General features: G+C 39.6%; 11 protein-coding genes. 4 read left to right on the top strand and 7 right to left on the bottom strand.

The annotated features are described in order from the left end of the window. Positions 1–36: 36 nt before the first annotated feature. The 4 genes from AC0IWE_RS05920 to AC0IWE_RS05905 all read left to right on the top strand — a co-directional run bounded on the left by AC0IWE_RS05920 (position 37) and on the right by AC0IWE_RS05905 (position 7,701). Positions 37–2,181, top strand: a complete 2,145-nt coding sequence (locus AC0IWE_RS05920) for a DUF4962 domain-containing protein (protein WP_471792322.1) — start codon at positions 37–39, stop codon at positions 2,179–2,181. Continuing rightward, positions 2,141–2,716: a hypothetical protein gene (locus tag AC0IWE_RS05915; protein WP_471792321.1), complete on the top strand. Its 576-nt coding sequence runs from the start codon at positions 2,141–2,143 to the stop codon at positions 2,714–2,716. The genes AC0IWE_RS05920 and AC0IWE_RS05915 overlap by 41 nt, the downstream gene beginning before the upstream one ends. Positions 2,717–3,587: 871 nt before the next feature. Continuing rightward, positions 3,588–7,613 carry a hybrid sensor histidine kinase/response regulator transcription factor gene (locus tag AC0IWE_RS05910; RefSeq protein WP_471792320.1) on the top strand — a complete coding sequence of 1,342 codons (4,026 nt, stop codon included), beginning with the start codon at positions 3,588–3,590 and terminating at the stop codon, positions 7,611–7,613. Next, the gene (locus AC0IWE_RS05905; protein WP_471792319.1) at positions 7,600–7,701 is read left to right on the top strand and encodes an AraC family transcriptional regulator; all 102 of its coding nucleotides are present in this window, start codon (positions 7,600–7,602) and stop codon (positions 7,699–7,701) included. Before AC0IWE_RS05910 ends, AC0IWE_RS05905 begins: the two co-directional genes overlap by 14 nt. Positions 7,702–7,708: 7 nt before the next feature. Here the strand turns inward: AC0IWE_RS05905 and AC0IWE_RS05900 are convergent, their stop codons facing one another. The 7 genes from AC0IWE_RS05900 to AC0IWE_RS05870 form a co-directional block, all read right to left on the bottom strand. Beyond that, positions 7,709–8,428, bottom strand: a complete 720-nt coding sequence (locus AC0IWE_RS05900; RefSeq protein WP_471792318.1) for a LytR/AlgR family response regulator transcription factor — start codon at positions 8,426–8,428, stop codon at positions 7,709–7,711. A 215-nt stretch (positions 8,429–8,643) separates the two neighbouring features. Next, positions 8,644–9,135 (bottom strand): hypothetical protein, encoded by a 492-nt coding sequence (locus AC0IWE_RS05895; protein ID WP_471792317.1) that lies wholly within the window; start codon positions 9,133–9,135, stop codon positions 8,644–8,646. A gap of 9 nt (positions 9,136–9,144) precedes the next feature. After that, on the bottom strand, positions 9,145–9,726 hold the full coding sequence (locus AC0IWE_RS05890; protein ID WP_157255363.1) for a hypothetical protein: 582 nt from the start codon (positions 9,724–9,726) through the stop codon (positions 9,145–9,147). A 12-nt stretch (positions 9,727–9,738) separates the two neighbouring features. Beyond that, positions 9,739–10,680, bottom strand: a complete 942-nt coding sequence (locus AC0IWE_RS05885) for an NHL repeat-containing protein (RefSeq protein WP_471792316.1) — start codon at positions 10,678–10,680, stop codon at positions 9,739–9,741. A gap of 8 nt (positions 10,681–10,688) precedes the next feature. Further along, positions 10,689–11,162: a hypothetical protein gene (locus AC0IWE_RS05880; RefSeq protein ID WP_471792315.1), complete on the bottom strand. Its 474-nt coding sequence runs from the start codon at positions 11,160–11,162 to the stop codon at positions 10,689–10,691. A 27-nt stretch (positions 11,163–11,189) separates the two neighbouring features. Beyond that, a complete protein-coding gene (locus AC0IWE_RS05875; protein WP_471792314.1) occupies positions 11,190–11,936 on the bottom strand; it encodes a hypothetical protein in 747 nt (248 codons plus the stop codon). A gap of 256 nt (positions 11,937–12,192) precedes the next feature. Continuing rightward, positions 12,193–12,759, bottom strand: coding sequence for a hypothetical protein (locus AC0IWE_RS05870; protein ID WP_471792313.1), 567 nt, complete (start codon positions 12,757–12,759; stop codon positions 12,193–12,195). Between the last annotated feature and the right edge of the window lie 221 nt (positions 12,760–12,980).

The following is a 12,980-nucleotide window of genomic DNA, read 5'->3' as shown; positions in this document are numbered from 1 at the left end:
AAATCAAAGAAAACAGATATACGCAGCACATAACTGATGAAGAAAATATTCACCCTAACCTTATCATTACTCTCACTCCACATCTTTGCCCAGCAGCAACCAGGCGTGATTAAGCTAACTGCAGAAAAACTGCATTCGAGGGTGCGCGAATGGCCTTACCCGGCCCACGGCATTATTGTGCCTACAAATGCCCCAGCTTTGCTTTGGCCGGGCACCAATGGTAAAAATATGGTAAAGCCAATGGAAAGTGGAAGTGAGGTGCCCGAAGATCCGAATATTGGCAATGTGCGCTACAAAGTTTTATTGGCCAGTGATAAGGATTTTAAAAATAATTTAACAGAAAGTGCCGAGCAACGTTGGGCAGTATACCCGCTACATAAAGCTTTAAAACCTGGTAAATGGTATTGGAAATATGGTTATGCATTAAAAAATACCGGCAAATGGGCCTGGTCGCCAGTGTACAATTTCGTGGTTGATGCAAAATATGCCAACCAAAAAGTATCTCCGGCGGTAAATGAGGTTTTAAAACGCAATCAGGGTTCACACCCATTATTATGGGATATGAACCGGAACGGCGAAGCTTTTTATCGCAATAACCTACAAAATCCTGAGGCAAAAAAGTTTATAGCCTTTGCAGAAAAATTAATGAAAGAGCCTTTACCTATTGAGAAACCGCAAAGGATAATTGATACTACGGGCAAAAATGATAGAGAAAAGAAAATCATTATTGAGCGGATGTACCATGGCTTTGGCGATGCAGTGGGTACTCCTGTGCGTAACCTTTGCATTGCTTATCAACTGACTAAAGATAAACGCTTTATTCTTGATGCTAAACGAAGGGCATTAAATATTGCGAAAATGAATCCCAACGGACTGGCAACCGGAGATGATTTTACCAGCGGAGCAGTATTGGAAGCCCTGGGATGGTTTTACGACGCAGGTTATACCGTTTTAAATGCGGAAGAAAAAGAATTGTTTAAAAACATCATTACAATAAGGGCCAGAAGGGTGTATGATCATTTACCAAATCGTTTCGAACTGCATGTGAGTGATAATCATGTTTGGCAAATCACCTTGCGTAACCTCGCCATTGCCACAGTATCGGTAATTAATGAAGTACCCGAAGCCAAAGAATGGCTTACCTACATGTATGAAGTATGGTCGGCACGTTTCCCGGTTTTAGGCACAACAGATGGCGGCTGGCATGAGGGCAACGGCTATTTCAGGGTAAATTTTAAATCGATCATTTACCTTTCACAAATGTTCGGCGATTTTAGCGGCGTTGATTATTTTAAATTGCCATGGATGCAAAACCTGCCCTATTATATGCTTTATACACATCCAAATGGTTCGGCATCTACAGCAATCGGCGATATGTGGGAGAATATTCCAACCGTAGTTAAGGGCGAAGCCTGGTTTGCCGATGCGCTTACTTTTACGATGAATAACCAATACCTCAACTGGTATGTAAGTAAAATTAAAACCGATAACCCTGATTATTTCCATGGAACAGACGATTATTTATTGTTCCGCCTGCTCAATTACAAACCAAATCAGCAACTTAGCACATTATCGCCTGCTAAACTGCCTAAAAGCCGGAATTTTGCCGATGTTGGGGTAGTGGCCATGCACGAAGATTTGGCAAATGGAAATAAAAGCTTAAGCAGTTATTTATTCAGCAGTCCGTTTGGCTCATCAGGTCATGGACATGCCTCCCAAAATGCATTTACCATTAATTATAAAGGAAAAGTTTTATTTGGCGGAAGTGGTTATTACAGCAACTTTAGCGATAAACATAATTTATTGTATTACCGTACATCAAAAGCTTATAACACCATCCTGGCCGACAGTTTAAATCAAAAAATCGGAGAAGAAGGTTACGGTTGGATTGCAAGGGCCATTACTGGCAATCACATTCAATACGCCCTTGGTGATGCAAGCAATGCTTATGGCGAAATTAAAAGCGATTTCTGGCTGGATAGATTTAAGCAAATTAACGTTGTACCAAATAAAGCCAATGGCTATGGCGAAAGCGGCGTAACCCTTTACCGCAGGCATATGCTGCAATTGGCCGGTGGCTACATTGTGCTTTATGATGAACTTGAGGCCAATAAACCCGTAAAATGGACTACCCAGTTCCATGCCTCCTTATTACACTATCGAAGCCTTGCAGCACAATAATAGCAACCAACAATGCTTTGCCTTAAAAACCGATTTGGGCAATGTTAACGCAACTGTATTTGCAAACAGTGCTTTACAGTTAAACGTGCACAACAAGTTTTACGAGGCTGCGGTAAACTGGAACAAGGTAACCAACGATGAGGGAAAAATTAAAGATTTTGTAGATCAATGGCATGCTGGTATTACTTCTATACGAGCACAAAAATTCAGGTTTTTAACACTCATCCAGGTTAAAGATGGCAAAACAGAAGTAATTAAAACAATTTCATCAGCAAATGGACTTTACCATATGCAGGTAGGGGATTGGGATATCCAGGCTCAGTTAGATGGCAATAAAAAAGCTTCATTGCAAATTTTGGATAAAAAGGTTGGATCCTTATTTAATTACGGCGATTTACCAATCACTTTTAATGGCAAAACTTTTAAACCGGCTCTTTCTGGCAGTTCAACCTTATTGGAGCTAAATGGTAATAAACTCAATAAACAGGAAGTTGTGGATAAATTGCCAGATGTAGCAGTTTATGATAGGGAATAAATATGTGGTATCGCCATGATTAACCCGATTAGAATCGCAATGCTTTGGTTAAGCTTGTAAGTGGCACTAAGATACCCGCTTAAACAAGGACGATGCTTAATAATAATATGCGTCACCCTGAATTTATTTCAGGGTCTGTTTAGCAAGAAATATTTTAGTTCTCGTTTGCAACGAAGATTGTTGAGTCCCACATTTATAATGTGGTATAAACAATATGTGCTGGTTTAAAAGCGATAAAATCGCTGATTTCGTGCATCCTCGTTACAAACGAGGACGATGGTTATTTAATAATATGCGTCACCCTGAATTTATTTCAGGGTCTGTTTAGCAAGAAATACTTTAGTTCTCGTTTGCAACAAAGATATTGAGGCACACATTTATAATTTGGTTAAACAATAAGTGCTGGTTTAAAAGCGATAAAATCGCTGATTTTCGTGCATCCTCGTTAAAAACGAGGACGATGGTTATTTAATAATATGCGTCACCCTGAATTTATTTCAGGGTCTGTTGTAGCAAGAAATACTTTAGTTCTCGTTTGCAACGAAGATTGTTGAGGCCCACATTTCTAATGTGGTATAAACAATAAGTGTTGGTTTAAAAGCGATAAAATCGCTGATTTCGTGCATTCTCTTTACAAATGAGTACGATGGTTACTTAAGATATGCGTCACCCTGAATTTATTTCAGGGTCTGTTTAGCAAGAAATACTTTAGTTCTCGTTTGCAACGAGGATGATTGAGGCCCACATTTCTAATGTGGCATAAACAATAAGTGCTGGTTTAAAAGCGATAAAATCGCTGATTTCGTGCATCCCCGTTACAAATGGGGATAATGGCCAAGCGTTTCAGTTAGAATGATTAAATTTGAAAAACATGTTTCAAAAAACAGTCTTTAAAATATCGGATATAATAATCGGTGCTTACCGCTGCCTAACTGCGCTTGTAATCAGTATCGGCTTGCTATTTACATTTAGCAACGCAAATGCACAATCTCAGGATCGGTATTTCCGCAATATTTCGGTTGATAAAGGACTATCTCAAAGCACTGTTTTTGCCATAAAGCAAGATAGTCTTGGTTTTATCTGGATGGCCACCCAAGATGGGTTAAACCGTTACGATAGCAAAGGTTTCAGGGTATACCGGCCGGTTGAGGGCAATAAAAACGGACTCAATTCTCACTACATACGCAGCCTTTTTATCGATCATAAAGGCACCATGTGGGTGGGAGGCAATCAGGGCATCAGCAGTTATAATTACGCTTCTGATGGGTTTGTTAATTATAAACTTCCGCGCAGTTTGGGCGAATGGTATGTATCGTCCATCACCGAAGATGCGCAGCATAACATTTGGGCCACTACCATTTCGGGTGGTGTGTTTAAGTTAAGTGCGGGTACAAGCCAGTTTAAGCAGGTAAATTTTAACGCGCTTGAGCATGGTATTAAAAAGATTTCGTACATCAATACTGCAAATCAGGATATGCTCATTGGTACCGAAGTTGGGTTATTTAAACTTAACATTCAAAATCATCGTTTAACCAAGCTAAACCTGGGTGTAGATAAACCAGCGGTAAATGATGTATACATTGATGGCGACAGTTATTGGGTAGCTACAGAAGGTTATGGATTGATCAAATACGAAACAGCGGGCGCAAAAGTTACATTTTTTAACCATCAGGCAGGTAAAAACAGCATTGCCGATAATAATGTAAGGTGTATCGGTAAAGATGTAGAAGGTAATATGTGGCTGGGTACATTTAAGGGCCTCTCTATCCTCAATTTAACCGAGCTTAGTTTTAATAATTATTTCCATCAAATTTCTCAGCCCTATACCATCAGTCAGAATTCTGTACGTTGCATTTATCAGGATAAGCAAAAGGCAATGTGGCTCGGTACATATTATGGAGGCGTAAATTATTATCATAAAAACGACATTAAATTTAATTTGCTTAGTCAGAATACAGGTAAAACCTCGTTAAACGATGAGGTAATCGGGGTGATTAAACAAGATGATAAAGGGAATTTCTGGATTGGTACCAATGATAAAGGGATAAACTATTGGAACAGGAATACCAATACCATCAGTTACTTTTCTAACCAGGAAAATAATGGAAACAGCTTAAGTTCGAATAACGTAAAAGCTATTGAATTTGATGGTAGGGGCAATGTGCTGATCGGTACACATAACGGCGGCCTAAATGTGCTTAATCCTGGTACAGGTGCCGTTAAACGATACCTCCACAATGAGAATAACCCCAATAGCATTGCTGGCGATTTGGTGTACAGTATCCTGAAAGATTATAAAGGCCGGATTTGGATTGGTACACGCTCAGGTTTAGATCAGTTCCATCCCGAAACGCAAACTTTTACCCATATCCACCTTGATAAAGCAGGTAAACGCCTTACTTCTGATGATATAACCTTCCTTTTTGAAGATAGTATGCACCGCATATGGATTGGCACCACCAACGGAGTAACGCTTTTTTACCCTGATAATATGCTTTTTGGCACCCCTGTAAACGGTAAAGAAAGCGAAGACATTGTAAACTGCATCACCGAAGATAAAAAACACAACATTTGGATGGGTACCCGCGAAGGATTGAGTTTATACAACGAAGCGCAGCAAAGCTTCATCAGTTTTAAAGCCCGGAAAGATTTTGTTAAGGGAACCATTTATGGCATACAGCCTGATGATAATGGTAATTTATGGATCTCGACCAACAGCGGATTGGTAAAATTTAACTCAGATCAAAGCCTGGTACAAACTTTTGATGAGAGCGACGGCCTGCAGAATAACCAGTTTAACGAATATTCTTTTTACAAAGCTAAAGATGGTATGCTCCTCTTTGGGGGCATAAAAGGGATCTCTTATTTCTACCCATCAATGGTAAACCAGCAGCCCCTAAGTTTAAAACTCACCTTTACCGGTTTGGAGGTATTTAATAAAACGGTTGCCTCTGGCGATGGAACAGATATTCTTCAAGGGCACATCGATCAGGCAGGCAAACTTGAACTCGGACCAGAGTTTAAACAGTTCAGCATCCTGTTTAATACCTTTAATTACATTTCGGCAAACCGTACCCAATACTATTATAAGCTTGAGGGGATAGATAACATCTGGCAGAAAACCAGCGATATTAAGGTAAGTTACAATAACCTTCCTCCGGGTAACTATACATTTATTATTAAAGCAGTAGGACCAAATGGCGAGGTTAGCCCGGTTCGGGAATTAAAAATTTTGATGTTGCCACCCTGGTACCGAACGTTGTGGTTTTATATGCTGCTTTTTGTTGTGCTGGCTGCGTCATCATACCTGGGTTACAAAATTATAGCCGAACGCATTAAGGCCCTACAACAGTTAAAGCTAGAGCGGATTGAAAAAGAACGGGTTAGGGATATCAATCAGGTGAAAATGGATTTTTTTACCAATGTATCACACGAACTTCGAACACCTTTAACCTTGATACTGGCACCACTCGAAGAGCTTTTGAGGTTGCCACAGGTTGATAAAATTGTGAAAAAGAAATACGACCTGATGCTGATCAATGCAAAAAGGCTTTACAATCTGGTAGATCAGCTTTTCGAATTCAGGAAAACAGAAATGGGAACCCGGCAGCTTAAGGTAGATAAAAGCGATATTGTAAGTTTTGTGCACGAAGTTTATGAATCTTTCAAGCCCCTTTCTGATAAAAACAATATCAGTTATACCTTTCACTCTACCGAAGCCAAATTCTCTTTTTATTTTGATAAAGATGCCATGGAGAAGATTTTGTTCAACCTATTATCAAACGCTTTTAAATATACAGAAGCAAGCCATAAAGTAAGCATTGAATTGATTAAGGAGCATGATACCGTGCTAATCAAAGTAGCAGATACAGGTGTAGGTATCGGCGCACAGGATTTATCAAAAGTATTCGATCGCTTTTACCAGGTAAATAACCGCGAAATGAACCTCGGCTCAGGCGTAGGTTTAGCCTTTACCAAGAGATTGGTAGAGTTGCACCATGGCAATATTACTGCGCAAAGTGCAAAAGGGCAGGGCAGTGTGTTTACCGTTACCATACCCACTTCGGATGAAATTTACCGCAACCATTTAGGCAATGCGCATAAAATGTACGAGTTATCAATTGTTCCAGACAATACAGCTCTAATAGAAAATCAACCAGATCATACAACCTGGGTAGATCAGGAGCCATTATCGGATGAACCGGACGGAAATACATTGGCTACTAAACTTTTGATCGTGGATGATAACGAAGAAATCTTATCCTACCTTCAGGAATATTTTAGCAAAACCTACCAGGTGGCGGTAGCTGTTAACGGGCAAATGGCCTTAGATATGCTTGAGCTACAACAATATGATCTCATTATCAGTGATGTGATGATGCCCGAACTGGACGGACTGCATTTTTGTAAACGTGTAAAACAGAATATCAATACCTCACATATCCCGGTGATGCTGCTTACGGCCAGAAACGAAACCAGTCAGCAAATAAAAGGTCTCGAAATGGGGGCTGATGACTATGTAACCAAACCTTTTTCTACCAGTTTACTGGCCGCTAAAGTGGCAAATCTGCTGCGCTCGCGTAAACGTTTGAAAGAATACTATTCGGCCGGTAAAGAAATGGTGCCCGAAAATATTGCTTTTAATACGCTCGATGAAGAGTTTTTAAAGCATGCTATTGCCATTGTAGAAGAATATCTGGCCGATTCTGAATTCTCAGTAGATAAATTTAGCAGAGAAATTGGCATGAGCCGATCAAACCTTTATCTCAAATTTAAAGCGATAACAGGCGAATCGGCAACAGATTTTATTAAAAGAATCCGGTTTACCAAAGCTGTAGAACTGATGCAGAAGCAAGCGGTATACCATTGCACAGATTACCTATATGTGCGGATTTAATTCTCCTTCTTATTTTTCTACCGCATTTAAGCAATATTATGGCTGTATGCCAAGCGAATATTTAAGCAGAACAGATGAAATGAAGTAGGAAACCGTTAGAACAGCCTCTGCATTAACGTTTCTTTACGTTGTGGCGAAACCTCAACTTCTGCACCATCGCTAAGCTCCAGTGTGCCGCCATCTCCTTTGCGGTATTTTACCACATAGCTCAGGTTAACAATTACCGAGCGGTTAATCCGCATAAAAAAATCATCGTTCAACTGCGCCTCATATTCTTTTAAGGTTTTGGAAACGATGATTTTTTTATGATCACTGAGCAGGAAAACACTATAATTGCTCATGGCCTCCACCCTGATAATGGTGGTTTTATCAATAATATAAACCCCTTCGGCAGTGGGTAAAGCCAATCGTGCGTTTAAAACTTCTGATTTCTGGCTCCGCTGTTTCACTTTGCCTGCTACCCGTTTGCGTAAGCGCGTAATCGCAGTTTTTAAGTCATCTTCATCAACAGGTTTCATCAGGTAATCTACCGCACTTAAGCGGAGTGCCTCAAGCGTATAACTATCGTAAGCTGTAGTAAAAATTACTTCAAAGCTAAAACTACCCAAACGTTCAAGAAATTGAAAGCCATTTATTCCCGGCATTTCCACATCAAGAAACAGCACATCAGGATCAAGCGCAATAATTGCACTCAATGCCTTGGCTGGCTCGTTAAAAATGCCCACAACCTGAAGTTCATCTTCGAAAGATTGAAGTTTTTGCGAAAGTAATTTACTTCCTCGGGTTTCATCGTCTAATATAACTGCCTTTAACATAGGTAAATGTGGTTAATGATAAAATTCGGTTTTTAAATCCGCTTAGCCAAACTTATGGAGCGTTTTTCTACGTCCATAAGCGGAGTGGTATATTGATGTTTTGAGCAGGTATAAAATTGCTTTGTAAATTGTATTTACACATTTAGACGGTCGCAGTCCTGAATTGTATTTCCCGATTATGATTATCCATCATAAGGTATGGCGTTTATTTGTGCTTAATTAACCTGAGTTCGCCTATATGGTCTGAAATTTTTAAGGTATAGATACATTTCCGTTCCAAAATCGCTCTCTGTACAGATAATGGTCTGTTTTAAAACTTCATTATCTTTTCCAAATACGGTTTTCCAGGTGTTTTTGCCACTTTTGCTTGTAGCCGTACTGTTAGCGGTTAAATCTATTGCACCTGCTTTATTAAAACGGATTTCTACCATAAAATATTTAATTAGACCATTTTTTTTACGGTCTAAAAACAACAATCCACTTCGATAGCTTACCGGAAATTTTGCCGAGGTTTGCCAGTTACTGGGTCCTTTTTCCCAGCCGCCATCATCATGCAAGGTGGCGGGCTGGGGAAAGGGGATCTTAATTTTTTCACTATCGCTTTGGCTGGTTGCAATTTGTATTTTAATAGGTACCTGCGATTGTATTTGTGCTTTGCCGCCCAGGCATATTAAACCTAGAAAGGCAACGATGATGATTTTTTTCATGGCTAAATATTAAAAAGTGTATTTCACCCCGATACCACCATTTTCTGCACTAAAACCACCACCACTGTTAAAAGTAAATACAGGTTGCCAATCGGCACTTATGGCTATAGGGAGGCCTTTAAATTTGTATTCGAGTCCTAAAACACCTAAGGCTCCGATCGTGGTGGTAGGATCAACCAGATCGTTATCAAAAGAAAAATATTCGAAATGGCCGCCGCCACCAACATACCATTTTAAGTTTTGCACGCCGTTAATAGGCAAATGGTATTCGTAAGCTACGCTCAAACCAATTTGGGTGCCAAGGCCATTAAAACCCCTGTAGGTAAAGATGCCTTCTAAAGCATGTTTTTCTTTTAAAAAATGTTTTGCAGTAAGCGATATGCCGTATAAAAACTTTATACCAATTGCGGTATTGTAATTTTCAGCAGTACTGTAACTGCTCGCTTTGGTACTTGGTTTGGTTACCGGGGCTGGTTTTAAAGGAGGTTTAGTAACCGTTTTTGTTGCGGGTTTTTTTGCAGGTGTTTTTTTTGTTTGTGCGCTCATGTTTATGGCAACAGCACATAGTATAATGGTTAAAATCTTTTTCATATTGATGTAGGGTTAGGGTTGGTAGAATATTATTTTGTTCTGGTTATAGTGCGAAGCAAGAATTCCATAGCCTGTTGGCGTTTTCACAAAGGCTAATCCGTAAATATCGCCAGTGCCTGTTAGTGTTTTAGTACAGCCGGTATAATTGCTTTCAGTAGTTTGGATCTGGTTGCTATTTAACAAAGTAATCCGCTTATTACCGGGCGAGGCAACCGCAACAATGTTTCCGTAAGCAGCAACATCAACCAGTTTTGGTAAACTTACAATTACCCCCTTGCCAAGGCCACCAGTTGCTGTTAAGCTATATTTGTAAAGGCGATCGGTGCTGTAACCTGTTATGTACAAGGTATCGTTAGCGATAGCCAATCCTTTTGGACTCCCAAATACAGCCGCCACCACACTTAAATTACTGTTGTTTAAAGGATCATCAAAACGGAGCAACCTATCTTTACCATCATCAGCAAGGTACAGGCGGTTTTTACTGTCGAAAGCAATTCCCCGTGGGTTTATAAATCCTTCCTGGATGATCCTCCAATATTGATAGCTGCTTATCCCATTAACCGTTTTCATTCTATAAATTACAATCCGGGCGTTTTGTTCGGTTTCAGTAATGTACAGGTTTTCTTCATTGTCGAAAGCTATGGCTTCAGCACCCACACTTTGAAGCGTTTGTACAGGTGCTTTTTTTGCAAGTAAATCACTGTAACTGTTCCAGATTTTTGTAGTTCCTATAGCGCCGTAAGGTTGCTTATACTCTGTTACAGCAACTTTACCACTTTTTGATACGGCAAGGCCGCATGGGTTTGATACATCAACAACGGTTGTGGATTGAAATTCTGGTATGCCGCAACTGTCAGTTGGTTCAGTATTATCCTTTTTTTTGCAGGAAATAATTGCTCCTGTTGCCAACAACAGGAACAAAAGCGGAGCTAATTTTTTTATGGTTTTCATCATCTATTGAATTATATTTTTTTCAATATACCTGTGTAGCTTCCTTTTAAAGGGCCTTTGGAGGTGGTAAGGTTAAAGGTTATGGTGTGGCTGTCGCCATCTTTGCTAATCACTACCGTGCCGCCATTAACCTCATCAGTTACATTGTTTATGGTTACCGAGCCCCCTGCAAAATTTGTTGCACTATTGTATGGTGCACCATTTTTATAGGTGAATGAGCCGGTTGGAATTACATAATTACCGAGGCTTTTAAAACGGATCTGTACGCCATTAAATTCTGGTGTGAGGAAATACAGCCATGCACCGTCGCCATTTCCTGCCCTGTAATCTCCGGAGTTAATGTTGTTGCTGTTATTTTGGTACTCGAACTTGCCGGATACCGAATCTGTTCCTGCCGCTTCTTCCTTGTCTTTTTTGCACGATGCAAGGATTAAGAAAACGCTCAATACGATAAGCGTTTTCACGATGTTTTTAAAGTTTTTCATTTCTTTATGTCTTTTAAGATTGATGAATTATTGTTTACTGGCCTGATAGATGCTGTTATTGCGTTCTATCACCAGAGTAGAGGTGTTTGTATTTTTCCAACTTGGAACCACGGCACCAATAAAATCATTGTTGGCCTTAAAACTTCCGTTTGTTAATGAATAATAAGGTATTGATACCTCTGGAGCTACAGCCGTTATCGGTAAAGTTTGGTTAATTGGAGGTGGATAATATTTGGTGCCAATCTGGCGCTCTTTAATATCCCAGTCAATTGTTTTATTACCTGTGAACCTAAATAGTAGGCTTCCGGATTTAAAATCAGCGTTTTCGAAATTCTGTGAAGTCGAGGTATTTGCCAAAACAGCATATTCAAATCCTTGAGCTGCATTACCTTTATCGGTGTATTGATAGGATTTCAGCGTTACCTGACCTGAGGCATTTTTTTCCAGAACAAAGCTGTAAACAAAAGTTCCGGTGCCGTCTACGTCGAAAGTAAGCGTATTGTTAATTACATCAACAGTTGCACTCCTTAAATAGCCCTGACGGTGGAGATTCCCTTTTACACCATCACCATCCTGAGTAAAAGTCATAATGGCCAGTTTCTGATCTCCGGTTTTACGTTCTGCAACGATGTAATAAGGCAAAAGATCTGTTTTGCTTACCTTTTGTGCATTTTCAGGGTTATTCGGATCGTTCGGATCATTCTTGTCTTTTTTACAGGCGGTGAAAATCGCCATTAGCATCAAGACACTTAGCATAAGTTTTAATGTTTTCATGGTTTGTAAATTTTAGGATTGATTAATTGGTTTTTTAAGCGTGGTTTACTATTAATTTTTGGGCAAGGAAGTACCTGAAATAAAATACTCCTTAATATCCACAGCAGCTTTATTTCATCTTTTGTGATCTTTTCTTTTTACAGTCACTAAAAAATCTAAATAAGACTGCGGCTATATGGTAAATTTGGTTTTTGATAACGGGTGATTTGATTGTTGCATGAATGCTATAATGTATCACTGAATTGATCAGCTCATATTAATTCAACCAAACGGTCAATTTATTGTACATTTTATCCGTCCAGTCGCCACCACAATGTGTGCTGCAACCATTATCGGTTATGCCTTCACTTTTTGCTTTAATCGGTGAATTAGCAGGGATCTGATCGTAAAGGCTTTTCCCATAATATTCTCCTTCATTATTGCCGCTGCAATTGATGGCGAAAATTGGAATCTTAAAATTTTGTGCATTCCAGGCACCGCTTCCGCCACAGGCAGCCAGTACGCCTTTACAATAACTAAGCGTATTGTTTACAGAAATATCGCTGAACAGCATGTACGAAGCGAATGAATAGCCACCAACCACAGCTTTTGTTTTGGCAATATTATACTTGCCGGCTATGGCTATAATACATTTATCGTAATCTTCGCCAATCATTTTTGCGCTGGTATTCCATGCATCAGCATTTGCGTTGCCGGGTGTTTTACGATATTTAACAATGGCTGCGGCATAACCGTTTGTAGCTGCTTTTTCACAGATTGCTGTTTCTGCGGCGCCATCCAAACTGCCTTCGGTAGGGTTGTTTTCATCATTACCACTGCCCATAACCAAAATGCCTTTAAAAGTAGTGGCATCTTTTCTGTGAAAATTTTATAGGTAATTCCGTTTACAGTTTCAATCGTTTCTTTCAGGTCGCCTTTAATTACTTCCTGAGTTTCATCATTGTTTTTTTTGCAGGCGATGGCGAGTAAAATGCAACAGGCAATCGCGATGGTTAATTTTTTCATACTTGTATTTTTAGGTCGATGTATTTTTTATTTCCTTTT

It is taken from the genome of Pedobacter sp. AC402, assembly GCF_979252805.1.
This window is presented reverse-complemented; position numbering and strand designations above follow the sequence as displayed.

Excerpts from the sequence above, each read along its gene's own strand:
- AC0IWE_RS05915 (WP_471792321.1), top strand. The coding sequence starts at position 2,141 with ATGCCTCCTTATTACACTATCGAAGCCTTGCAGCACAATAATAGCAAC.
- AC0IWE_RS05890 (WP_157255363.1), bottom strand. The coding sequence starts at position 9,726 with ATGAAAAAGATTTTAACCATTATACTATGTGCTGTTGCCATAAACATG.
- AC0IWE_RS05870 (WP_471792313.1), bottom strand. The coding sequence starts at position 12,759 with ATGGGCAGTGGTAATGATGAAAACAACCCTACCGAAGGCAGTTTGGAT.
- AC0IWE_RS05905 (WP_471792319.1), top strand. The coding sequence starts at position 7,600 with ATGTGCGGATTTAATTCTCCTTCTTATTTTTCTACCGCATTTAAGCAA.
- AC0IWE_RS05880 (WP_471792315.1), bottom strand. The coding sequence starts at position 11,162 with ATGAAAAACTTTAAAAACATCGTGAAAACGCTTATCGTATTGAGCGTT.
- AC0IWE_RS05875 (WP_471792314.1), bottom strand. The coding sequence starts at position 11,936 with ATGAAAACATTAAAACTTATGCTAAGTGTCTTGATGCTAATGGCGATT.
- AC0IWE_RS05895 (WP_471792317.1), bottom strand. The coding sequence starts at position 9,135 with ATGAAAAAAATCATCATCGTTGCCTTTCTAGGTTTAATATGCCTGGGC.
- AC0IWE_RS05885 (WP_471792316.1), bottom strand. The coding sequence starts at position 10,680 with ATGATGAAAACCATAAAAAAATTAGCTCCGCTTTTGTTCCTGTTGTTG.
- AC0IWE_RS05910 (WP_471792320.1), top strand. The coding sequence starts at position 3,588 with ATGTTTCAAAAAACAGTCTTTAAAATATCGGATATAATAATCGGTGCT.
- AC0IWE_RS05900 (WP_471792318.1), bottom strand. The coding sequence starts at position 8,428 with ATGTTAAAGGCAGTTATATTAGACGATGAAACCCGAGGAAGTAAATTA.
- AC0IWE_RS05920 (WP_471792322.1), top strand. The coding sequence starts at position 37 with ATGAAGAAAATATTCACCCTAACCTTATCATTACTCTCACTCCACATC.